This is a genomic window from uncultured Dialister sp. (assembly GCF_937959425.1).
In the GTDB taxonomy this organism is placed as follows: Bacteria; Bacillota; Negativicutes; order Veillonellales; family Dialisteraceae; genus Dialister.
In genome coordinates this window covers 1-24,047 of the sequence record NZ_CALGPS010000218.1, presented here as the reverse complement: position 1 = coordinate 24,047, position 24,047 = coordinate 1, and the positions used below count along the sequence as shown (strand labels likewise).

Here is a 24,047-nt window from a genome sequence, read left to right as displayed (position 1 = left end):
CACTAGGGACTTTCACCCATTAGATTACACCCATGCCGGGCGCACCCCCCTATCCCGCTTCGCGGGACTTACCCAAAGGGAAGCGTCTCACTTGGTTCTCAGGTCGCTTCGCTCCCCTACGAACCAAGTTCGCTTGCCACCCCTATTCAGGGGGCAGAATAGGCCTCTCTACGCTTTCTCTTTATCTCATAAGCTGCGTTATGTTTCAAGCGGGTTGTTGTTCCCCCCGCGTGCGGGGGAAAGGTGGTGCCGCAGGCACCAAAGGGGGAAAAGCCTCAATGGCAGTCACCGCCATGACACTCCGTCCCCAGTGGCAAGCGGCAAGCAGACAGCGGGCAGTCCTTTAATCTTCCTCTCACAGAATGCATATACATTCACAATCTTATGCAGCTGCCTCTTTGGTTTTTTATTTCTCTCTGCCCGCCCCTTTTTACCCGCCCCTTTTTATTTACTATGATTTAAATATATATTTCACTAAAAATGATATATATACCCCTGTAGCCTTTATTTGCGAAACCATTTATAATAGTACCATCTGCGAAGGAATTGCATTTCATGTGTATGCTTTTTATTTCCTTCCATTGTCTGCAGGCCTTGAGAAGCCTGACCTGCCTGTATTTTTATTCACCGTATTCATTAAGGAGTTTTTATGACGATAGAGTCATCCAGCTATACTTCCATTCTGGCCCATGCCATGGACGGCATGCCGGGAGGTATTCTTGTATATAGAGCAGATGAAAAGGAAGAAATCCTTTATGCCAATGCCTGGCTCATCCGTTTATTCGGCTGTCACGACATGGACGATTTCATGGAAGCCACCGGCGGTTCCTTTAAGAAACTGGTCCATTCCGACGACATCCATAAGGTGGAGAAGGACATCGAGCAGCAGATTTCCTCCGGCTCCGATGTGTTTGACTATGTCAATTACCGCATCATTACAAAAAGCGGAGAAATAAAAACGGTGGAGGAGTTCGGCCACCGTATCGAAGTACCGGATCTGGGGCCCGTGTTTTACGTGTTCTTCCTGGACAGCGACGCCCGGTATGTGCTCCACGACATCGACGGCATTACAGGCCTTCCGGGGCAGACCCGTTTCCTGAAAGAAGCGTCCCTTCTTCTTTCCATCCCCGACCAGAAGCGGACGGTCATGCTGTACATGAATATCCGCAATTTCCGCATGTACAATCTTCTCTACTCCAGTCAGCGGGGCAATGAGTTCCTGAAGCAGACCGCCGACATTCTGAAGTCCTATTTCCCCGGCGCCCTCATCTCCCGTTTTTCCGATGACCATTTCGCCATCCTTACGAAAAGAGCGGGTGTAGAAGGGCAGATTGACAAGGCTTACCGGAAAATCATGGCCCTCAGGGAGGATGTGGACCTGGCAGTGAAATTCGGTCTTTACGTCATTGCTGACGCCTCCATGAAACCGTCAATTGCCTGCGACCTGGCCAAGACAGCGGCGGACAGCATCAAAGACTCCTACCAGCTCCATCTGCAGGCCTACACCGAAAAAATCGGCAAGAAAGCCTTCATCAAGAGTTACGTCATGGAGCACCTGCAGGAAGCCATGGACAAGAAGTACATCAAAGTCTACCTGCAGCCCGTCATCCGTTCTATCTCCGGCACCCTGGCCAGCGCCGAAGCCCTTTCCCGATGGATTGACCCGGTGTACGGCCTCCTCTCCCCTGCCGATTTCATCCCCGCCCTGGAGGAAAGCCGGCAGATCCAGAAGCTGGACCTCTATGTGCTGGAGGAAATCTGCCGTACCTATCGGAGCCGGGTAGACAAGGGACTTCCGGTGATTCCCATTTCCTTCAACCTATCCCGCATCGATTTCTACAGCGGCTCCATTTTTGAAGAAGTGGACGCCATCGTGAAGAAATACCGGGTGCCCCATCATATGATTCACGTGGAAATCACGGAAAGCGTCTTCGTGAAGGACGGCGTCAGCATCAGCACCCAGATTGACAAATTCCGGGACGCCGGCTATGAAATGTGGATGGACGACTTCGGCAGCGGCTACTCCTCCCTGAATGTGCTGAAGGACTACCATTTCGATGAAATCAAGATCGACATGGCCTTCCTCTCCAGTTTCACGGAAAAGGCGAAGGACATTATCAAATCTACCGTACGCATGGCCAAGGACATCGGTATCCATACCCTGGTGGAAGGGGTGGAAACAGAAGAGCAGCGGCAGTTCGTCCGCTCCATCGGCTGCGAAAAAATCCAGGGCTGGTACTACGGGAAGCCCATGCCCCTTTCGGACCTGGAAACCTGCGTCCGCGAAAGGGGATGGATTCTGGAAGACCGGGCCTTGAAGAATTACTACGACCCTCTGGGGAAAGTGGATTTCCTCACCGATGAATCCATGGCCCTCATAGAGCTGGACAAAGGAAAGCTGAGCTACCTCTTTACCAACCATAAATTCCGCCAGGCCCTGGCCTCCGGCGGCAGTCCCACACCCCACCATTCGGAAAATGCGCTGAACAGCAGGTACTCCTCCCTGGCCCAGAACATCCACGCCTTCTTTGACAACATCCTCCGCTCCGGCAGCGCCCAGTCCATTACCTATCCGAAAAATGACCGGTACATGAACCTGGAAGGCCGGCACCTCTCCACCCTGGCAGGAGAAGACCGCCACCTCTTCCAGGTCCACCTCTCCAACATCACCATCAACCAGGGCCAGCAGGAAGTGAACCATCTGGACGGTATCCTACGGAACCTGTACTACCTCTACCAGAACATCACCGTCCTGGACCTGGCCCACGATACCGCCACCCCCATCATCTCCAGCACTCCCTTCCGCCAGTACCTGCCGGAAAAGAAAAAGGGCATCCACGCCCTGGAAAAAGCCTTTGAAACCCAGATCCACCCGGAAGACCTCCCCCGGTACCGCTCCTTCATCGACAGGAAGCACCTCTACCGCCTCCTTAGAAACGACCCCTACGGCACCGCCACCAGCGTCTTCCGCACTTTGGGCGAAGACGGGAAATACCACTGGTCCGTCCACACCATCATCACAGTGCCAAACACCCGCTTCCACACCTTCCTCTACACCTACAAACTCTCCTTCATGAGCTATAAGGACTTCAGAGAACCTATGCTGGCCATCTGCAAGGAGTGGATGGATAAATAAAGGGGGCCGCGGCTTCGCCGCAGGTTGTGTAAAAAGGTTCTTAGGATTGACCGGCCTGTCGGGCCGGAGGGTTCTCAGGTTTGACAGCGGCCTTTGTCCGCTGAGGGTTGTGGATTGCCCTTCGGGCAATGCGTATATAGCCGCTTGTCGGCAGAAATGCTCCGCGCCCATAGTTCCCCCGCTTGCGGGGTGGCAAAGGAACTGGATTCGTAGGGAGCCGAAGGCGACTGAGAATCCAGTGACATGCTTCCCTTTGGGGAAAGGTGGTGGCGCCAGCCACCAAAGGGGGGGGAACCGCCGCAATGGTAATCACCGCCAATGACTCTTCATTTTTTCCCGCCGCAATCCCTTGTTGCCCCTTGAGGGGAACGCCACGTAGTGGCAAAGGGTATACGGGGTGGAGCAACGGCATGGCACTCATTTTTGTCCTGACCGCCGAAAGGCGGCCTGCTTTCCCTTAGCCTATCATCTCTATTCTTACCCTCGTCCACCCCCGCTCCATTTCGCGGCCCTCTCCCCCCCACGCAAAAACCCCTGTGAATGGATTCACAGGGGTCTTTTATGTATCGCCGGGAAGGCTGCTGAGGAGCCTCAGGAGGGGTTTCCTAAATTCCTTTTCATCCAGCGGCGAATTCCTGACCGTGTAGAGGAGGTATATCTTTCCTTTCCTTCTCACCGGCAGGATGGAGTGGATGTCCCAGTGGTATTTCTTATCGTTGCCCAGGGTGCGGAAGCAGCCGATGATGGTACCGAAGGGGTCTTTCTTCACCCTCTCCAGAATGCTGGAAAGGTCATTGAATTCCAGGAACCGTTTCCTGTCGTCGGGATGGATGATGGTGGCTGCATACTGACACACCATTTCATGGATGCCCGCGCGGCGCTGGAAGAAATATTCCCTATAGGGCGTATTGTTCACCAGGGGGATGGCCGTATTATTTTCAGGATCCACCAGAGATACGGTCTGGTAGAGGTAGAAGATATTTCTTGTCACCCAGTCCAGTGCTTTCCCGGTAGTGACCGTGTCCTTGATGGTAATGTTGTTGAGATAAAGCACTGCCAGGTGATTCGGGCCGTTGACAGCCATGAACTTGGTGTCCAGCTTCATATACTGGCCGTTTTCCGTATAGGTCATGGATTTATCGGTGTGCGAAATGGCAATGTCTTCCATGAAATTCCGGATATTCTTGCTCACCGGTGATGCCGCCCCATTGATATAGGATTCGGAGCGGGTAAGGTCATCTATACCGGCAGACCGCAGGGTCCGCAGAAATTCCTCATTGGCAAAGAGGTAATGAAGATGGTTCCTTGTAAACTCCGCCACCGCCATGGCTTTATCGGTAAGGAAATCCACGCTGCCGATGACGCCATAGTAACGGCGCAGGGCCGGCGTTTCCACATTCCACCCCATTTCTCTTCGAACATGCTTGAACTCCGCAAAGGGCATGGGTTTTCCATAGTAGTAGCCCTGGATGAGTTCGCAGCCGATGGAACGGACAAACTTCATCTGCTCCTCCGTCTCCACCCCTTCCACCAGGGTGTGCGTGCCGATTTCCTTGGCCATTCGGACAATGGCTTTGATAATATCCTTTGACTTTTCCGTAAATTTCGACAGGAAGGCCATGTCGATCTTGATTTCATCGAAGCAGTAGTCCTTCAGTGTATTCAGGGAAGAGTAGCCGCTGCCGAAATCGTCCATCCACACCTCATAGCCCGCTTTGCGGAACCGGTCGATTTCCCGGCGGATGATGTCTCCTTCATGGACGAAGGCGCTTTCCGTGACCTCCACGTAAAGCATATCCCGGGGCACCTGGTACCGTTTCCGGATTTCCTCCACATCTTCATAAATAGAACCCTGGAAGAAATCCTGGCGGGACAGGTTGAAAGACGTAGGAATCACCGTTTTGCCATGATCCACCTGATCCCTGTAAAGGCGGCACACTTCCTCCAGCACGTAGAGATCCAGTTTCTTAATCTGCCGGCTTTCCTCCAGAATCGGGATGAAAAGGCCCGGTGAAATCATGCCGCGGCTTGGATCCACCCACCGGGACAGGGCTTCCACACTGGCCAGGGTGCCGGACACGGTACGGATGACCGGTTGGAAATAGACCCGGAGCCACCGCTTCTCCATAGCTTCCTGAAAATGATTAATGATGTAGCTCTTAAGGAGCTTCTTCTCATTCATTTCACTGGTGTAGAAGCAGATATGCTGGTCAGGCAGCTCCTTGATACTGTCACAGGCCATCTGGGCCATGCCGCAGGCGCTTTCCACGGGCACATGAAGATCCTCCACCCGGTAAATACCAAACTTCACATCCAGATGGCTGGCATCGTAAAGCGCATGAATCTGACCGGTAATGGAAGGAATCAGCGCCTCCACTGAACGGAGCGACGAAAGCACCACAAAATGGTCATCGGTGAAACGGGACACCAGACTGTTGGGGAAATGCTTCCGAAGCACCTCCGCCATCCGGATAAGGAACTGGTTTCCCTTCTCACTGCCGTTTCGCAGATTGTAGAAATTGAAATTGTGGATATTCACATAGAGAAAAGCCAGCGGCGGCGACTTCGGATCCAGGGACGCCATGGCCATGGTCATAGCCGCATGCTGCATGAACCGCGTCTTCCCCGGAAGGCCGGTCAAAGAGTCAATATCATAAATCTTGTACTTCGTGTCATTGTCCAGGAAGAACACATAAAACATGGCTCCCACGCCGGGCACAAACACCCGGTGGCCGAACTCCTCCACCCGCCGCACAGAACCGTCACTGCGGACGATGCGGTAATTCACAAAATCCAGCTTTTCAGGACTGCCGGCGATCTGATCCCGGATATCCTTCTCCACCCGGCCCCGGTCCTCCGGATGCACCAGAGACATGAAAGAACCGCCGGTGGTTTCCATGAAATCCTCAAAGGAAGAGCAGCCGAAAACACGAATCAGCCAGGGATTGGCATATAAAATTTCCTTCGTCCCATCATCGCGGTAAATAAGAATCCCGCCAGGCAGGTTCTCCGTCAACTGCGAAAGCAGCGTGCCTGCCACATCTACCCCTGCCAAGATTTATCACCGCTCCTTCGGTACAGGATACTCACTTTCCGGTAAAACTCTGAAATATTCGATGGCTCCCAGGGTCTTGTCCCCGCTGAAAAGAGGCTCCGTGTGCACCAGAACCGGCACCCGCTTTCCCGCCCTGTTCCGCAGGAAAACAGCCTGCTCCCGGGACCGGCCGTCAAAAATCGTAGCCATCATGGGGCAGAAATCATGACACAGATGAAGCCCCGTGTCATCGATATGATCCAGGCCGCCATTGAAACAATGCTTTCCCAGCATCTCCTCACTGGTGTATCCGGTAATCTGCTCTGCTCCCAGACTCCAGAAAACAATCTTCCGCTCCACATCCAGCACATACATGCCAAAGGGAGCCTCATCCACCATCTTACGGAGCAGATCTGCCATTTCTATATCCATATCGTTTACCCCCCCCCATAAATTTATAAGCGTCTATTTACTCATGGTAGTAAGGTCTATACTAATATTATAATTCCGTCTAATAAAAAAATCTATACGATAACAAAGAGTCATATCCTGCCTGTATGGAATGATAGGCAGGAAATATGAGACATAAGGCCCCTTCGCGGCCCGGGGCACAGAAGGACGCGGCTTCGCCGCAGACTGTGCAGAAAGGTTGTGAAAAAGGTTTTTAGGATTGACCGGCCCTTTCGGGCTGGAGGGTTCTTAGGTTTGACAGCGGCCTTTGTCCGCTGAGGGTTGTGGATTGCCGCCTTTGGCGGCAATAAAATCATGTGGCACAATGCCCCGCACCCATAGTGCCCCTGAACAGGGGGAAAGGTGGTGCCGCAGGCACCAAAAGGGGATACCGCCGCAATGGTAATCACCACACATGATTCTTCATTTTTCCTGCCGCAATCTCTTGTTGCCCCTTGAGGGGCCATAGGGTGTACGAGGCAGAGCATAGAGATGATACTCCACGATTATCCTGACCGCCAATCGGCGGCCTGCTTTGCCTGTCATCTCTCCGCTAACCATCCTGCGAAATTGGCCACCTGCGGTGGCCACCCCCTATCCGGCTTCGCGGGACTTCCCCCTATTCAGGGGGCAGAATAAGCCTCTACGCTTTCTCTTTTTCTCATAAGCTTCGTTATGTTTCAAGCGGGTTGTTGTGCCCCCGCTTGCGGGGGAAAGGTGGTGGCGCCAGCCACCAAAGGGGGGAACCGCCGGAATGCCAATCACCACCCATGACTCTTCATTATTCCTGTCGCAATCCCTTGTTGCCCCTTGAGGGGCCATAGGGTGTACGGGGTGGAGCATAGAGATGATACTCCACGATTATCCTGACCGCCGAAAGGCGGCCTGCTTTGCCCGTCAATCCTCCGCTAACCATCCTGCGAAATTGGCCACTATCGTGGCCACCCCCTATCCGGCTGCGCCGGACTTACCCAAAGGGAAGCGTCTCACGAAATTTTCAGTCGCCTACGGCTCCCTACAAATTTCGTTCGCTTGCCACCCCTATTCAGGGGGCAGAATAAGCCTCTCTACGCTTTCTCTTTTTCTCATAAGCTTCGTTATGTTTCAAGCGGGTTGTTGTGCCCCCGCTTGCGGGGTGGCAAAGGAACTGGAGTCACACCAGCGAACATAATTTGTAGGAGCAAAGCGACGCGCAAATTATCGTGAGTCGGTGATAGCCGTGCTGTAGGGAGCCGAAGGCGACTGAGAATCCAGTGACATGCTTCCCTTTGGGGAAAGGTGGTGGCGCCAGCCACCAAAGGGGGAGCCGCCGGAATGGTAAGCACCGTCATGAGACTATGGCGAAGGATAGGGCTGCTACTTTGTGTAGATGTAGACTACGTCAATATCCTCCAGCGAAGCGCCCAGTTCTCGTACCGCTGAGGTGAGACTGTTCTGCAGCAGAAACTGTTCGTCTTTGCCTTTAGCCTGTACAAGGCGATAAGCCCTTTCGTTCAGCGGATAAACCTGCACGATGCCATTGGCATAGGCCACATGGTACTCGCCTTCACCGCCCTCATAGGGAACGCGCATGACCTTGCGGTTTTCCTGATTGACAGGCTCCTCCTTCAACGAGGGAACCGAGACGGCGTCTGAAGTAGGAGAAACTACGACATGATCCTTTTCATAGGCAATATGATAACGGCCGCGAATATCCTGTTTCCTACCATCCGTATAGACCACCGGCACAGCTTGGGCAACTTCTTCCTTCAGAAGTTCCTGCCCAGACTCCACGGGCAAGTCCGATTTCTTTGTCATGTCCGGCGCCGCTGCAATGCTTTTCGTCACATCCTTATTGAGGATGACTGCCCCCTCATCGGAAGGCTTCTCCGTACCGGCCCAGCGGTTAATGCCTTCGCTGCCGTCCACCTTGAAGTACATGACATCAAGAATCGGGCGGCGCACCGGCTGCAGGGCATGGTACACGCTTGGCTTCATCATGCGGTCCGGCAGGATGTGGTAGATTGTATGACGGTGAATATCGTAGTTGCGATAGATGTCTCCCGCAAAACGCAAATCCAGATAGCCCCTGCCGTCAAAGCCCGGGTAGTCGCCGGCTGCAATGACCTGCGGAGCGGTGTCGATGACCTGCATATCTGAGAGGAAACGGCCCTGATGCTCCTGAGGCACATTGCTCATCCGCATGGGGTCATCCATACGCATCGCACTCGGCGAGCCCGACATGCGGCGGCTCTCCATGTAGACGTCAACAGGACGCTTGTCGATGACATATTCCGTGTCGTAGCTCAGTTTGTAATTGCCAAGCTTGAAGCCAGCGCCATGCAGGGTGCTGTCATCAAAGCCAAGGATGCCCTTGCCATCACTGGAGAGGTATGTTCCTGCATTGCTGAAGCGGTCATTCGTCTCTTCGCTGTGCACGACAGTGGCACTGCCAAAGTCAATCGTCTCATTGTTCTGGAGCCCCGACTGCGAGACGGTATAATCCTTGCCGATCAAGCTAGTCGGATCGCCATACGTTTTCCTGCCCTCAATTGTGATTTTCAGGTCACGCGGTTTGATGGTATAGGTACTGCCATCCTCGATGACAATATGATAGTTATTGTTCTTGAAGCCATTGCCATCCGTAACCGCAATGCCGCTGATGCCTGGCTTGCCCTCCTCCTGCGACAGATGGTAGGTGTCGGCATCGGTCGTTTCGCCAATGCCTTTGGTCTGGACTGTGACCTGGCTCTTGTCGATAGTCTGCCCGCCGACAAGACCTTCTACGCCATCCGCACCGGCCTTTTCAAAGGCAATCGTCTGGAAGTCCTTGCCAGCCGCCCGCGCCGCATCGCCGTAGGTGGATGCCCCGTCGATTGTGACACGCACCGTGCGCGGATTGATGGTGAAATTATCCTGATAGGTAATCGCGTAGTTCTTGTAGTCATCGCCAAGGATTTTCTGCACTGACTCATCGATATCCAGCACTTGCTTAGCCGAATCCGACGCTGTGCCATAGGTGCCAGCATCGGTCAAGCGTTCAGTATGATTGACAACAGTTACCATATTTGCTGTGACGGTATTGGCATTGCGGCCGGTCAGGCCCTCTCTGTCAGCAATATTCGTCTGCACAGCATAATCCGTGACTGTATCATTCCCCTCACCATATGTGCGGCTACCCGTCGTCAAGAACGTGACAGGACGCTTTGTGACTTCATAGCTGCCCTGTTTCAGGACAATGTTGTAGTTCTTGTTCAGAAAGGCATTATCACCAGTACCGTCCGACACCGCGATGCCGTCGATACCCTGATTTTGACCACCGACGCTTTCCGGATTCTTGCCATAGGCAATCGACGCGCCGACGCCCGACTGCGATGTCGTATAGGTGCCGACATCATTCGTCACGCCGACGGAGTTATTCACCGTGACCTGACTGTTGGCGATGGTCTGATTATTGACAAGACCTTCGTGTGCATTGACACCCGTGCCGCCCGCTATCTCAAAGGCGATATCGTATGCCTCTCCCTTTGTCGGAGCTTTTTCGCCGTAGACCTGCGAGCCGGAAACCGTCGCGCGGACCGTGCGCTTCTCGACCGTATGCGTGCCCTTGTTCAGGCTGATAGCATAGTTGCTGCTCTTGAATCCGGTATTGCCCGCATCCTTGAGACTGTCCGCCGATACTGCCTTGATGTCATACGTGCCGGCATCCGTCTTTTCATTGATATCATCCGACACCTTAATATCCGTTGGTTTGAACTTCTGGCCTTTGACCAGTCCCTCTTCTGTACTGCCCGTCGGCGTCAAAGTTGTAGCCATATAGGTATAGCCTGTATCGCCATAAACCGAAGTGCTCGTAACATCAAGCTTGAGCAGACGCTTCGTAACTTCATAGGTCGACTGGAAATCGACATCGTAGTTATTAAAATCGAATGTCGTCGGATCAGTAGCTCTCACGCCAGTAATCCCGGAATTCGCCGTCGAATCACCGATATGAGTCTGCCCATCCACATCCTTATAGGTATAGATTTCCGCAGGAATATTGCCGCCCGCATACATCGACCAGTTGTGGTAATAGGTACCGACATCGGTGAGCTGTCCCATATTATTCCCTATGGTCAGGCCCGCAAGGCTGTCGCCATCGGCCAGTTTGCCAGACGTGATCTTCATCTTCATATTGCCCGGAGTCAGGACAGTCGGCTGACTGCCATAGACCTTCGTGCCATCGATGGTGACAGTGAGCTTCTCGGGATTGACGACCTGCGTCGTGCGGTAGGTGATATTGTAGTTGTTGGAGTTGAAGGTGGAAAGACCGCTGCCATCTGTATTCTTGCCCGCTTTGAGCTGGACTGTGCGGATGCCGTCATCAGTCTCTTTTCCAGCGAAATCATCAGCATTATCGGAACGGCGCTCGGCGGTGGTCAGGTACTTGCCTTTGACACCATCCGCTGCCGACGATTTGCCTGCGCCGGTCTTATCCTGCCAGATCGTCGTATAACTGCCAGCAGCCGACTTATCTCCAATATGCGACTTTGTAACGTCACCGACAGTCGGCCGCTCGTTATTCTTGACCCCCTTGTTATCTGTAACCGTATACGTAGTCCCCGCCTTACCATAGGTGCTCTCGCCTTTGACATCGACAGTCAGGTCGACAGGGTTGATGGTCAGCGTATGCTTGCCATCGATGATGACATAATCGTAGTTGTTGTCGTCCAGCACATTGAAGCCAGGCTTCTTGCTGTCGGCATGCTTGAAGGAAGTAACCTTATCTCCATTTTTTGCCGTGACATCAGAAGCCAGTGTGATAGTGCTGCCGGTGTCCTTGCTGCCGACGTTGAGGCTGTAGCTGTCGATTTTCGACTTGTCATCTGCATTGCGCTTGACATCGGTGTACTTGCTGATTCTGCCAGTCTCGCCATTGCTGTTCTCATGCGTAGGCGCGTCTTTTCCTTTTGGTGTGCCATTTTCGATAGAGGAAAGCATTTTCTCTACATATGATGGCTTGAGGATATCCGACAAAGAATCTCCCAAAGCAAGCCCTTCCGCAGTAATATGATACTGACCGGGTTCACTCGTCCCATCTGTTGTATACTTTGTGCTCATGGTATTGCCATAATTACGCTGTCCTGTAACACTGACTGTCAGTTCCAACGGGTCAATCCGATATGAACTGTTTTGGACAGCAATATCCTGTTTTCCCTGTTGGATTGGTGCATCACTTGATGTACGCTCCTGTGCAGCCACATTATAACTGCCCGCCTTTTTCCAGATGAGATTATAATTCTTTGCCAACGTGCTATCCGACGTACCAGCCAGCTGTCTATCCAGACTATCCACTGTGTAAGAGAGAATCGTTCCATTACTATCGACGATAACATGCGAATATCCATTTTCTTTATCATTGCCGATGGAACGAATTTCTGTCGGTGACGTGACATTTCCTGCCTTAACAGCGTTATCGGTATCGGCCTCCTGGACAGCTCTAGCGGTCATGCCATAATTTGCATTCGTTACTTGCAGACGATTGTTATCCAACGTTCTGTCTGCAGTTGACTTCAAAACATCAGTATCCCATGATTTCAGATAGCCTTGAACCGTTCTTGTACTGGAATCCGAATCAATGCCGACTAACGTATACCTATGTGTTCCGGAAGAATTGTCCGCACCATAGCTGCGTTCTCCATCATAAGTGTAATAGAGGTCTGCCTTTTCTATGGTATAGGTCGTATCAAAGGAAAGGTCGTAGTTGTCTGCGACATATTCCTTCTGATTGGCGTTTTCCACTGAATCATTACTCAGCGAAATCGTGAAGACACCTTTTGTATTGGCTGGGTTGGACGAAGAATACGTATACTTATTCTTATATGTATCAGCATTGCTCTTCTCATCCAGCTTGTTGGCAATGACGACATCCGCCACCTCGCCGGTCTTCAGTGTAACCTTGCCGGTCTTCTGCCCATCAAATGTCACGCCGCCCGAGACACTGGCCGTATAGTCGGTGGCCGCCTGGGAGGTGAAGTCGCCGTAGGTCTTGCTGCCCTCAACCTTGACATGGATGTCCACCGGCGTGATCTTGAGCTGATGGGTGCCGTCCTGCAGGATGTAGTCGTAGTTGTTGGACGTGAGGATGGAATCAGGATTGTCGTATGTCGTTGTTGCTTTGTCGCCCTCACCTGTCGTGGTTGACTTGACTTTCATCTGATTCGTCGCCTTGTTGTCTGTCACGACATCATTTACGACAGAGACTTTACTCTTCGTAAAATCATTGATATTCTGGGCTTCAGCCGCCCCAGTAGCATCACGCCTGACATTCGTATATTTGTTGATCTGCGCTGCTGCATCAGCAGCATTTCCACCTGCCTGATCGATTTTCTCCAATAACGTCGTCGTCTTACCCTTATCCAGGATATCCGTCGTGTCACTGTTCGCCAGGCCATCAATGTTGATATTGTACTCTTTAGCCTCATTGCTCAAGCCGGCAGTTATATTGCCGACAGTAGTCGAATACGGAGTATCCGATTTCGTACTCATCGTGTCGCCATACTGGCGGTGGCCCGTAATCGTGACGGTGGCGGTCTTAGGCAGGATGGTAAAAGTGCTGTCTTTGACGGTCAGACCGTTTGTCTCCGTCTTGATGCCGGCATCTTTGGCGTCCGTTGAGCCCTTCGGATTACCAATGGTATATGCTTTGTCGTATGTGCCGCCTTCTTTCCAGACCAGCTTGTAGTTCCGGTTGAACTTGTCCACGGCGGCCTGCATGTTTTTGTCGGCATCTGTTTTGGTATCAGAAGCCGTCTTGAAGTAAAGCTGGATGGTGCCGTCTGCGTCCTTATTACTGGAAGCAAAGGAAGTCACCTTGTAGCCGATGGGGTTGCCGTCTTTGTCGACCAGAACATGGGTGTACATGCCGTCGTTTACCGCACCACCATCGTAGCTGCCGATGACTTTGGAAGTGGTCGTGCTGTCTGCGCCGGGCTTATTGATGCTCATTTCACTGACGGTACCCGTCATATGCGTATAGATATCATCCAGGGAAGCAGATTTCGTGTCATCCTTTGATGTCTCTGTGGTGCTCTTCCCTGTTGTGACGTCGGTGGTTGTAGTCGTATTCTCTGCCGTGTAGCCTGTAACGCCGATATTGTCCTGATTGATCTCGTAGGTATCTCCATTCTGTTTGAAGAAATTCACATACGGATTGGCTATAGTCGTCTCTGTACCGTCATCATTCTTGATGGTGATGGTCTTGTCGGTGAGGTTCCAGCTCTTCAGGAAGCCATGGGTGCTGGTATACTTGCCGTTATCAGGCGTATCGGAATCGACGCCTACCAGGGTGTAGGTATGCTCACCGTCTTTATTCTGCGCGCCGTACTCACGACTGCCGTCGTAGGTGTAGTAAAGCTCGGCCTGCTTGACGGTCAGCGTGCCGCCGTAGTTGATGGTGTAGTTCTGGTTTGTCGCGGTGAGGCCGGTGATCTGGGCATTCGTAACATTGTAGATGCCTGCGTCCAGATAGGTATCGGCGGTGACGCTGCTGAAGAGGTGCTGCAGATTGCTGCCGGACGTCGTGGTTGTGGAGTTGGAGTTTGACAAAGTGGACACCAGTCCCGTAATCAGATTGCCAAGATTGTTGACCCCTTCGCCATTGATGAAACCGTTGAGTTCCAGGACGTAGAAGCCTTTTTCCTCTGCAAGCTTCAACAAGCCATCTTCCGTTTGCTCATATTTGCCAAAGAAATCTGTCAACGCCTTATCGGTATCAGTATCTTTAAGAAGCGTATACCCTTCTTTGCCGCTATCATCTACCGGCTTGTAGAAGGAATACTGTTTCTTGCCGTCTGCTGTATACGGCACGCAGACATAGTAGCCGCGGGTGTTGAAGATATCGCCGTAGACACGGGTGCCGTAGAGGTTGGCGCTCATGTTCACCGGATTGATGACCAGCGTGGATTCGGGGTCCATGAAATAGCCGTGCTGCGGCGACCAGATGGAGGTGTTGTCGTAGGTGTACTCGCTGGAGACACCGTTGCTGGAAAGCTGGTAGTTGGACAGCTGCACATCCTTGCCGGCGTCACCGTCGAAGTCGGCACGGCCGTAGAGGTTTGCCACATCGTCGGTCTTGAGGTTGTGGGTGGTGCCGTCGTAGCTGAAATTGCGGCTCAGGGACGCCTTGTTCAGGAAAGCCGTGAGGAGCGGACGCGTCTGGTCTTCGTAAATGGTCCAGGTCTCATTGGCCGTGCGGGCTGCCAGGACCGCATTGAGTACCACTGTCGCAGCCGTACTTGACGAACCGCTCACCGGCGTCAGGACAATCTGCCGCGTTGCGGTGTCATAGGTGGCTGTGTAAGTATTCCCACTAATATCTTGGAATGTTCCATCGGCCTGTTTGGTATAGGCTGCTGTTTTGGAACGGCTGGATGTATAGGTAGTCTTGCCCGTAGCGGAATCCTTCGTCTCTTCCGTCTTAATCGGATAGATTTTGTTAATACTGTCGATAGAGCCCGTACCATCGGTGTAGAATGAGCCATTCGTACCGCTGGTGTATTCGTAATATATGGTGGACGAATCCTTATCGGTATCGGTCTTCTGCTGGACGCCGGGGAAATTCGTGCGCGTGCTGTCATGGCTGACATAGTATTTCTTCTTGGAACCTGTGACGTCCAGGGCATCGGTATTTACAATATTTTTGTCCTGCGCGCTCGAGGTGCCCACAGCTGTGCTGACATTCGAATACGTATTGCCATTGGCTGCGTCTTTCCCCGTAACATAGAAACTGTCCTTGATGAGGGATGCATCGTCTTTTGAACCAACTAATCCACCTGTCGTTATCGTATCCGTCGAACTGCCTGTTATCCTGCCGGCGTTGTAGGCCGAATCGATGACGGAGCCGGCGCTGTATTTCACAGCCGTCGTTCCAGATGTGGTTGTCATGCTGCCCACAAGGCCGCCGGTATTCTTGCCCGTGCCGGTGACATTGGCGTCTTTGTTGAATGTACGGTTAAAGTAATAGCGCTCTTTCGTAGATGGCAGTGATTCGGCTGCCTTGCCATCTGCGGTGACATAGATGCCGCCGGCGCCCTTCTGAGTGGTGCCGCTTGTCGTCTTCACAGGAAGGAAATAATAATAGGTGCGACTGCCGCTGTCATCTACGGTGAAGAAGCTGTAATACTGTGTCAAATCCTGATTACTGTCCGACACCTTTGCAGTGCTGTTGTAAGCATAGATTTTGGAATGGTCACTGGTATCTTCTATCTTGGCATTCTTTACAGCATCGGGTATCGTACCCTGCTCACGGAGCACCGTATTATTATCGGCATTGTAAACGTTTGACAGCGTGCCGCCTGTCATCTGGCCCACAAGGCCGCCGGTGTTATCGCCTGTACCTTTGATATTGCCGGCATTGTAGCTGGTATCGATGACATTGTTCGTGATGGGGGCATCTTTGACCGCTTCTTTGGTGGTCTTCCCGTCAGCATCCGTCGTCGTGGTCGAGCTGATATTGATATTGGTGACTGTCTTTTTGAAATCCGGTGCGTCTTCCAGATAGCCCACAAGGCCGCCGGTATTGGTGACGCCGGTGACTCTGCCGTAGTTGCTCTGCAGGCCCTCGGCCGTGATGCTTGTCCCGGCCTCACTTGTCGTGCCATTGCCGCGCGAAATCATTTTGTTATCATCATCAATAATCAGCTGGCTCGTCTTGGACAGCGGGGTATCCTCATTGGTGTTGAACACGCCGTACATGTAGATGCCTTTGGCATGGCCCACGATGCCGCCGGTATCGGTCGTACCTGTCACCTTGCCGGTGTTGTAGGTATTGGCATAGTTGTAGATGGCGCTTCCCGAGCCGGTGATGGTGCCGTTCTCCACATAGCCTGCAATGCCGCCCACATCTTCGGTACCGGAGATGTCGCCGAAGTTGCGCACATCGGTGATGGTGCTGTTATTCCGGAGCGTTCCGGCAATGCCGCCGGCTTTTGTTCCGCCTTTGACTGTCGCACTATTGGAAACATCCCACATGGAGCTGTTGTCAACGAGGCCGACAAGGCCGCCGATACTCTCACCCGTGCCGGTCACGGTGCCGGATGCATTGGACCAGCTGATATGGGAACCGTTCTTCAGTGTACCGGCCATTGCGCCGACATTGTTTTTGCCTGTGATAGAAACACCACCGAGATAAAGGTTCACAAATTCGGCAGAGTGATTGCTAGACTTATCTGCTACACCGACCAGACCCACATTGTCTTCATCGCGGCGGTTGATTGTGAGGTTGCTGATGCCAAAGGTCTTCTCACCGCTGAAGCCATCGATGGTGCCGGTAAAGGGCTTCGTGATGTCGCCGATGGGATCGAATCCCTTGCCGTCATTCCACTTGTCCGAGTGGATGTTTTTGATTTCTGTATCGTCAAGGTGCGTGCTCTGGAATTCATCGTAAGCCTGCTTGAGGGTTGGTTCCAATTTCGTGTTGCTGCTGATTGCCTGCTGCAGGGCATTGTACTGCTCCAGGGCTGTGGTTGCATTATTCAGGGCAGCCTTTGCTGTGCTGAACAAAGGGGTGTCATTCTTTAGCTGTACGGCTGCATTGCCAAAATTTTTCAGCACTGTTTCAGCTGCGGTAGATTTTTCCGTTACCTCATTCAGCATCTTGATGGCTGCATCCAGCTTACCGGTCAGGTTTTGCGCTTTGGCAGCGTCTGTCAGGTAGCTGCTGTAAATGCTCTTCGCATTTGACAAATCCGTCTTTGCACTAGAAAAAATGCCAAGAACGTTCTCTGCGTCCTCACCGGTAACTATGATGGGCTTCCCTGTTTTACTGTCTGTCGTGGTTACTGTGTCATCAGCAACCGCATAGTCCCGGCCATTGTATGTGACCCTGCCGGCCGTATCACTTGTGATGACCGCAGTGGTATCCCCTTTTGCAACGGTGCCTGTGCCGGTATCAGCCGACACTTCGCCTGTGGTAACCTTTGTTCCCGAAATCGACGCACTTGTCCCCTTCGTATTTGTATAAGTAACAACATCATTATTAGTGGTAATCTGATAGGATGTCGTTTCATTGTTGACAGTCGTGGTTGTCCCGTTTACGGTGATTGTATCGCCTGCGATGGTTCCCTTTTTGACACTATTTGTACCTGTCCCATCCTGAGCAACGTTCGTGGAAACGCCATTTGTCGTGACGGTCTTTGTACCGGTGGTGACGGAGCTGCTCTTATAGGTGACCGTATCCCCGACACTGCCATTCGTCACCTGATAGGTGATGTCATTGATCGCAATGGTGCCGGATGTGCCTGCGGCAGTGTCCGTACCATCGGTAATCGTGGCGGTATATCCAACATCCGACGTGCCTGCCGCTTTGGTGACAGTGTTGGAATTGGTGTTGGTGACACTGTTATCGCTTGTATGGGTGACGGTATGCCCGCCGATGTCGGCGGTATAGGTATTATCCTTGTCTGTAACAGTCTTTGCCGCCGTGTTGGAAGTCCGTCCGTCTTGATCGACGACACTCTTCTTGTCTGACTGGATGGTATACGTGCTGCCCGCCGTTTTGTCGGTGACAGTCGACGTGTCCTTTGTCGTGCTCCACTGCGTATTCTCTGCGCCCACTGTGCCATTGCTGTTGGAGAGAGTGGTACCATCAGTCAGTGCGGTGGTCGCTTTATTCTCATCCTTCGAATAGCCAATGGTGGTGCCGTTGACGGTCTTTGACAGATTGTTGTCCGCCTTGGTGCCGGTAATCTCTACGCCGTCTGCGGTAGACCACTTTTTCACGCTGCCGTCCGAATTCTTCGTGTAGAGAACGCCGTCATCGATATAGGAGTGTTCATCGTCCGTGGCGTTGATATCACGGCCCGGCACATAGCGGCCGTCAAGATTGCCTGTATTTTCATCTTCAATGTCCTGCAGCTGGTCGATATTGTTGACCAGGAGGGAGGTCGTAACGGTTGTCCCGCCATTGCCCCCATAGGACGTGCTGATTTTATTCTTGGCATTTTCTTCATTGCTCAGCTGATCGGCCGTTATGCCCGGGCCGTCTACGGACACACTGGTGCCGTCTGTATAGGCAGAGCCATCGATGTCAAAGGTCGGAATATTCTTGTAGTCGTGCTTGGTGTAGTATGTCACCGTGGCGCCATCGCCGGATTCCGTGCGGCTGACAGCAGCATTGACCCCCGGTTTCGTACTATCGCCATCAACCTGGTCTGCATTGGTGTAGATGCTGACGCCGCCAGCGCTCTGCATGACGGGCTTGCTGCTGTTCTCGCCGTGCGTGATGATGACACTGCCGTAGTCGTCGGCATCGCGGTCGGAGCGGATGTAGATCTTGCCGCTCATGCCGGAAGCACCGACGCCCACATTGAAGCCCTCAGCGCCAACGGAAGCGTTGGTGCCGATATAGGTATAATCCTTGGCGGTGAGTGTGGAACCGGTTTGGATTTCTACATTGCCATCAGCCACAAGATGGATGCGGTTGGTATAGCCGTCTTCCCCGGTGGTGTCAATGGCGATGGCATAGTCCTTGGGATCAATATTGAGCGACTGCAGGTTTGCCAGCACCGCTTTGACACCGGCATTGATAACCGCACCGCTCTGGATTTCAATTTTTCCTTCTTTGCCGCCACTGGCGAGGAATTGTTTATTCGTCGCATCGTAGCCGGTGGCATAGACACCAAGGCCTCCCACATTGACCTGTGCACCGTTCATGAAGATGACGCCGTTCGGGTTAATGAGGGCCACGTTGCCTGTGGCATTGAGCTTGCCGGCGATTTCAGACATCTTGTTGCCGCGCACGGCATTGACGAGCAGGTCAGCTCCGCTGTACTGCTTGATATTGACCGTGGCGTCCCTGCCGATGTCGAAGGTGCCCCAGCTGATAAAAGCCTTGCGCTGCCCTTTTTCCTGTGTGATGGTCATGACATGCTTTGCTGTATCACTTGCAACCGCCGCATGAGTTATATCCTTCTCATCGGTCGGCAAAGCGTTCACATCAGGTGCTGCCCATGCCATGGGATAAAGACCGCCCACCAGTGATAAGGTCAGGGCAATCATGCGCTGCAATTTTTTTATATCCTGCTTTTTCATCATTGCTGCCTCGCTATCTATTTCCTATCCTTGCTATTTCTGTATTCCTTTGGATGAAAGTGCTATCAGAACTGTTTGACAAGCCGCAGCCATACCGTATTGTGAACATTCCTGCCAAGGCTCTCGGAGTAATGGCTTCCAAGAGGCGCGGACCAGTCTAATTTACCGTACCAGTCCCGCGACTTCTGGTAGATGAGGCCCAGGCCTGCGCCGGCAAGATCATTCGTCTCATCGTCCATGATGCGTCCCGCATCCACAAAGGCTGTGGCTGTGAGGCCTGAACTGCCGAGCATGCGGCGCAGCTCCAGGGTGCCCAAAAGGCCGCTCCTGCCGCCTGCTTCCCCCTGCGGGAAGGCACGGACAGCGTCAGGGCCGCTGATGTAGAACTGCTCGGAGGAATCCAGCGGCGTCCAGCCATACTGGCCGCTCATGGAGACGTGCAGCTGCCAGCTGGGGTCTATTTCATGGATGTAGTAAAAATTCGCCAGGGACTTATGATAATTGCCGACGGCGTCAGGTGCGGAATAATCATTGCGCTTTATGTGCAGATTGCCGGCCACATGGCCCAGGGTGTAGGAGAACGAATTGAGGTCATCCCGGTAATAGCCATAAATATCGCCTTCCATGCTGTCGGATGTTTTCTCCGTGCCGTAGGCCCCGGACAGGATGTAGTCGTGGATGTCGCGATGGCGCAGGTTGATGGAGTAGAAATGGGACTCCCTGTAGGTACGGCGCATGGGAACGGAAATGCCAAGCTCGTAGGTATTCATGAGACCGTCGGCGTCAAGGTAGTCATACTGCCCGCCAAGCTCGTAGTTCATATGGCCTGCGGTCAGGTGCAGGCTGGCGCCGTCGTTTCCTACCGGCACGCTGTAGCTCATCTGGAAATTGTGAAGGTCGTGGGTGCTCGTCATGCCGGACAGCGAAATCCGGTCGCCCACCTTCGTCAGGTTGTTGTAGTGGTATTCCATGCCGAAGCGGTTGCGCCCCGTGGATTTGCTGCCGTAGCTGTCGTAGGACAGGTAGCCCCCCTGCCGTTCCAGGTCAAAAACCTTGAGCAGAAGATCAGCCGAACCATGGCGTCTGCCCGGCTGCATGGAGGCGGTGACCTTGATGCCCGGAATATCATTCAGTGTCAGCAGCGTCTTCTCCAGGGGCTGTGACTTGATGAGATGGCCGGGACGGATATTTTTGATATAGGAAAGCAGCCGGTCATCCATGAGGGAAGAGGTATTGTCTATCCGCAAATCGCCGATGCGGCCGATAATGACCTTGATTTTCAGGGTATTGTCGGAAATATCCTGCGCCGGTACATAAGCCACGGCGGTCATATAGCCATGGCGGCGCAGACTCTCCGTGACCTTCCGGGCAACGTCCTGCATGGCGGCAAAGTCCATTTCCCTGCCCAGGCAGGGCTGCATTTCGTCTTTTAAAATCGCTTTCACATCAAGTTCGTCGCAGAGATACTCCAGCCGGTCGATGTGAGCCTTGAGATCCCGGCTCCCCTGCTCTACAGCAGGAACCTTCGTGTCGATTTCCGGCTTTGCCTGCCACGGCGTGATGCGGCGCTCCGGCTCCAGTTCATTGAGGATACTGCCGGAGTCCGGCAGGCCTTTTACATCGATGGTGGACGGCTCCGGCGCCGCTTCTGCCGCCAGCGGCAGGGCCAGCAGGAAAGCCAGGGCCAGGCCCATTGTCCTATTCTTTTTATCACTGTTCATTCGCTTCATATAGTAACCCTTCTCCATTTTCATTTTTTCCGTGCCGCTTCCCTGTAACGGGGACACGAACCGTAGCAGCGCCGGATAACCCGTCTTCAGCAGCAGAATTTCCTGTCCCCGTTTATTCCGCCAAAGCACTGACGGTGAGCCCCGGAAGAGAGGACAAAACAAAAGGAACCACAAGAGACTTCCTGCCACGCTCTGCGCGGGAAGAAGCTCTTCCATGGTTCCTTGCAATTTCAGAAACGACCTGGTACAGTCCCAGGGATCTATTGAAAATAACTTTATAGATACGATTCATTATTTTCCCGTGAAAACGGCAGGTTCCCGTTGGCAATAATCAACGCACTGATCCCCTTCCGCTTCCGGTTTTAAAAAATCAAATCTCCGGACTGCGGAAATTTTTTTGAAACACCCCATGCATCCTGCCAGCCTGCCGTGCTTCAAAGTCCCTCCCTTACTGCTGATTATAGATATATATTTCATATTACTCTAGATGTTCCCGCTTGTATATGCAATGACGCTCCGTTTTACCACCCCCCGATTTTCAACCGGCCCCGCATGTCTTTTATTATCTTAAATAATGAATTATTTATAAAAATACGATATTATGTGGCTTTGTACAACATTTTGTTTTTTATATATTCTGCATAAAAAAATGACCGGGCCCACAGGTTGACATTATACAACTTTTTTATTAACGTTATATTATTTTATCTATAGCAGGAGGGGCCGCAGGGCGGCCCCGGGTTCAGAGGGTGGTGGACTGCCGCTTTGCGGAAGGAAAACCGTATCGCCGCGCCTGCGGCGGGAGGGGGCTTTATTTCTTTACCGGCTTTTTACGAAAAAAAGGTATAATAGAGATAAATATCCCCTGTGGTAGGAATAGGAAGGTGTATAGTCATGATGATTAAGCTTCTGTTTATTTCCCATACCGGAAGCGGCGAACCGCCGATGGCTGAGTTTATTATGAAGCATCTGGTGCAGAAGGCCGGGCTTTCGGAAAAGATTTATGTGTCCTCCGCCCGCTTCGAGAAGGAAGGGGCGCCGCTTTGCCAGGAGGGTCGGGATGTACTGGCTCTTCACGGCATCCCTTTCACCAATAAGAAGCCTCTGCCGGTGGAGTGGAGCACTTATGACCGGTTCAACTACATCTTCCTCATGGATAATCCCCAGGATCCCCGCCTTTTCAATACCATGGGCGGTGACGTGGACAGTAAGATTTCCCTTCTCTCCACCTACGCCGGCTGCGACGGCGGCATTGTGAACCCCTATAAGGGTGCTTCCTTTGAGGACGCCTATCACGCCAGCGAAATGGCCTGCAGCAAGCTTTTGGAAAAATATAAGGATTGGATTGAATAGGGGTCTTGCGGCCCCGGGTTCAGAGGGTTCAGAAGGTTCAAAGGGTTCAGAGGGTGGTGGTATCGCCGCTACCGCGGCGATGAGTATGTAAGCCGCTTCACGCCTCTTCAGTATTTATCAGCACAAGGCAGTAAGGTCCCCTGTTGTCTGTCATTACCATCTGCCATCTAACGTCTGACAGTCTGATGTCTAACCGTCTGCCAGTCTTCGTCTATCCCTCAAAGGAACACCATGAATACAAGAATACGCAATGCAGAGATTGCCAAAGAAAATGAAAAAATCATCCAGAACGGATGCTATGAGACAGCGGGAAAGATTTTTCCTTTTTCCCATCCCCTATTCCTTCTTCATCAGGCAGAAATCTATGAAATGGAAGCGCTGGAGGCATTGAAAGTAATGATGGATTCCGGTGATTTCCCTGTCCGACAGGGACGTATTTCCGTAACAGAAGGGGAGACCTTTGATGTTCCCGGAGAAGCGGTGCTGAATTTTGCCAACGCCTTTACCCCCGGCGGCGGGTATCTTTACGGCGCGTCTTCCCAGGAAGAGGCTCTCTGCCGGGAGAGTACACTCTATGCGTCCCTTACAGGCAAAAAGGGAATGGCCTATTATGAGGAGAACCGGCGGCGGCAAAGTATATACGGTTCTGAGTATATCCTTCTTTCTCCTTTTGTAGAAATCTTCCGAAAGGCCGACGGTTCCCTTTTCGGCCCGCCGCGAAAGACTGCTGTCATCACGGCGCCGGCCATCGATCTGCGGGGGCCGGCAGGCAGGATAGATACAGAGGAAATCGCTGCCCGTCGGAGAATGCGGATCGGGCACATCCTTGCCCTGGCGGCGGCAAAGGGTTACAAAACCCTCACCCTGGGCGCCTGGGGCTGCGGTGTCTTCCTGAATCCGGCTGATGAGGTGGCTTCTGATTTCTATAAGGTGCTGGTGGAGGAAGGGTATCGCTTTTATTTCGATGACATCGTCTTTGCCATTTACTGCCCCGGGGATAAGGGAAATCTGGAGGCATTCAGGGAGCGGTTTTCCTGCATCCTGAGAGCGAAAGGTTCTTCAATTTGACCGGCCTGTCGGCAAGCAGGTTCTGAGGATTCAGAAGATTCAGAGGGTTCAAAGGGTGGTGGATTGCCCTTCGGGCAATGTCCCATGTGGCCTCTCTGCCCAGCGCCCATAGTGCCCCCTGCTCCGGGGAAAAGGTGGTGGCGGCAGGCACCAAAGGGGGCCTGCCGGAAGGGTAAAAGCGGCTTTGCCTGCGTTTCATTTCCCTGCTTACCATTCTGCTGAATTG

General features: G+C 52.7%; 8 protein-coding genes. 3 read left to right on the top strand and 5 right to left on the bottom strand.

All coding sequences use genetic code 11. The features are described 5' to 3' along the window. The first annotated feature begins 649 nt into the window (after window positions 1–649). Window positions 650–3,136, top strand: a complete 2,487-nt coding sequence (locus Q0482_RS09285) for an EAL domain-containing protein (RefSeq protein ID WP_299145710.1) — start codon at window positions 650–652, stop codon at window positions 3,134–3,136. 559 nt (window positions 3,137–3,695) lie between these two features. Here Q0482_RS09285 and Q0482_RS09280 read toward each other — a convergent pair. The 5 genes from Q0482_RS09280 to Q0482_RS10050 all read right to left on the bottom strand — a co-directional run bounded on the left by Q0482_RS09280 (window position 3,696) and on the right by Q0482_RS10050 (window position 21,692). Next, entirely contained in the window at window positions 3,696–6,191 is a 2,496-nt protein-coding gene (locus Q0482_RS09280; protein WP_299145708.1) for an EAL domain-containing protein, read from the bottom strand. A 6-nt stretch (window positions 6,192–6,197) separates the two neighbouring features. Next, window positions 6,198–6,602, bottom strand: coding sequence for a PAS domain S-box protein (locus Q0482_RS09275; RefSeq protein WP_299145707.1), 405 nt, complete (start codon window positions 6,600–6,602; stop codon window positions 6,198–6,200). Window positions 6,603–7,976: 1,374 nt separating this feature from the next. Then, window positions 7,977–19,673 carry a filamentous hemagglutinin N-terminal domain-containing protein gene (locus Q0482_RS09270; protein WP_299145705.1) on the bottom strand — a complete coding sequence of 3,899 codons (11,697 nt, stop codon included), beginning with the start codon at window positions 19,671–19,673 and terminating at the stop codon, window positions 7,977–7,979. Between the two features lie 62 nt (window positions 19,674–19,735). Next, window positions 19,736–21,391, bottom strand: coding sequence for a ShlB/FhaC/HecB family hemolysin secretion/activation protein (locus Q0482_RS09265; protein WP_299145703.1), 1,656 nt, complete (start codon window positions 21,389–21,391; stop codon window positions 19,736–19,738). Between the two features lie 121 nt (window positions 21,392–21,512). Next, the gene (locus tag Q0482_RS10050; RefSeq protein ID WP_366517997.1) at window positions 21,513–21,692 is read right to left on the bottom strand and encodes an ESPR domain-containing protein; all 180 of its coding nucleotides are present in this window, start codon (window positions 21,690–21,692) and stop codon (window positions 21,513–21,515) included. A gap of 602 nt (window positions 21,693–22,294) precedes the next feature. Here Q0482_RS10050 and Q0482_RS09260 point away from each other — a divergent pair. Both Q0482_RS09260 and Q0482_RS09255 read left to right on the top strand, forming a co-directional pair. Further along, window positions 22,295–22,753 (top strand): hypothetical protein, encoded by a 459-nt coding sequence (locus Q0482_RS09260; protein ID WP_299145701.1) that lies wholly within the window; start codon window positions 22,295–22,297, stop codon window positions 22,751–22,753. A 231-nt stretch (window positions 22,754–22,984) separates the two neighbouring features. Further along, entirely contained in the window at window positions 22,985–23,821 is an 837-nt protein-coding gene (locus Q0482_RS09255; protein ID WP_299145699.1) for a TIGR02452 family protein, read from the top strand. Window positions 23,822–24,047: the final 226 nt, after the last annotated feature.

Excerpts from the sequence above, each read along its gene's own strand:
- Q0482_RS09285 (WP_299145710.1), top strand. The coding sequence starts at position 650 with ATGACGATAGAGTCATCCAGCTATACTTCCATTCTGGCCCATGCCATG.
- Q0482_RS09275 (WP_299145707.1), bottom strand. The coding sequence starts at position 6,602 with ATGGATATAGAAATGGCAGATCTGCTCCGTAAGATGGTGGATGAGGCT.
- Q0482_RS09255 (WP_299145699.1), top strand. The coding sequence starts at position 22,985 with ATGAATACAAGAATACGCAATGCAGAGATTGCCAAAGAAAATGAAAAA.
- Q0482_RS09270 (WP_299145705.1), bottom strand. The coding sequence starts at position 19,673 with ATGATGAAAAAGCAGGATATAAAAAAATTGCAGCGCATGATTGCCCTG.
- Q0482_RS09265 (WP_299145703.1), bottom strand. The coding sequence starts at position 21,391 with ATGAACAGTGATAAAAAGAATAGGACAATGGGCCTGGCCCTGGCTTTC.
- Q0482_RS10050 (WP_366517997.1), bottom strand. The coding sequence starts at position 21,692 with ATGAATCGTATCTATAAAGTTATTTTCAATAGATCCCTGGGACTGTAC.
- Q0482_RS09260 (WP_299145701.1), top strand. The coding sequence starts at position 22,295 with ATGATGATTAAGCTTCTGTTTATTTCCCATACCGGAAGCGGCGAACCG.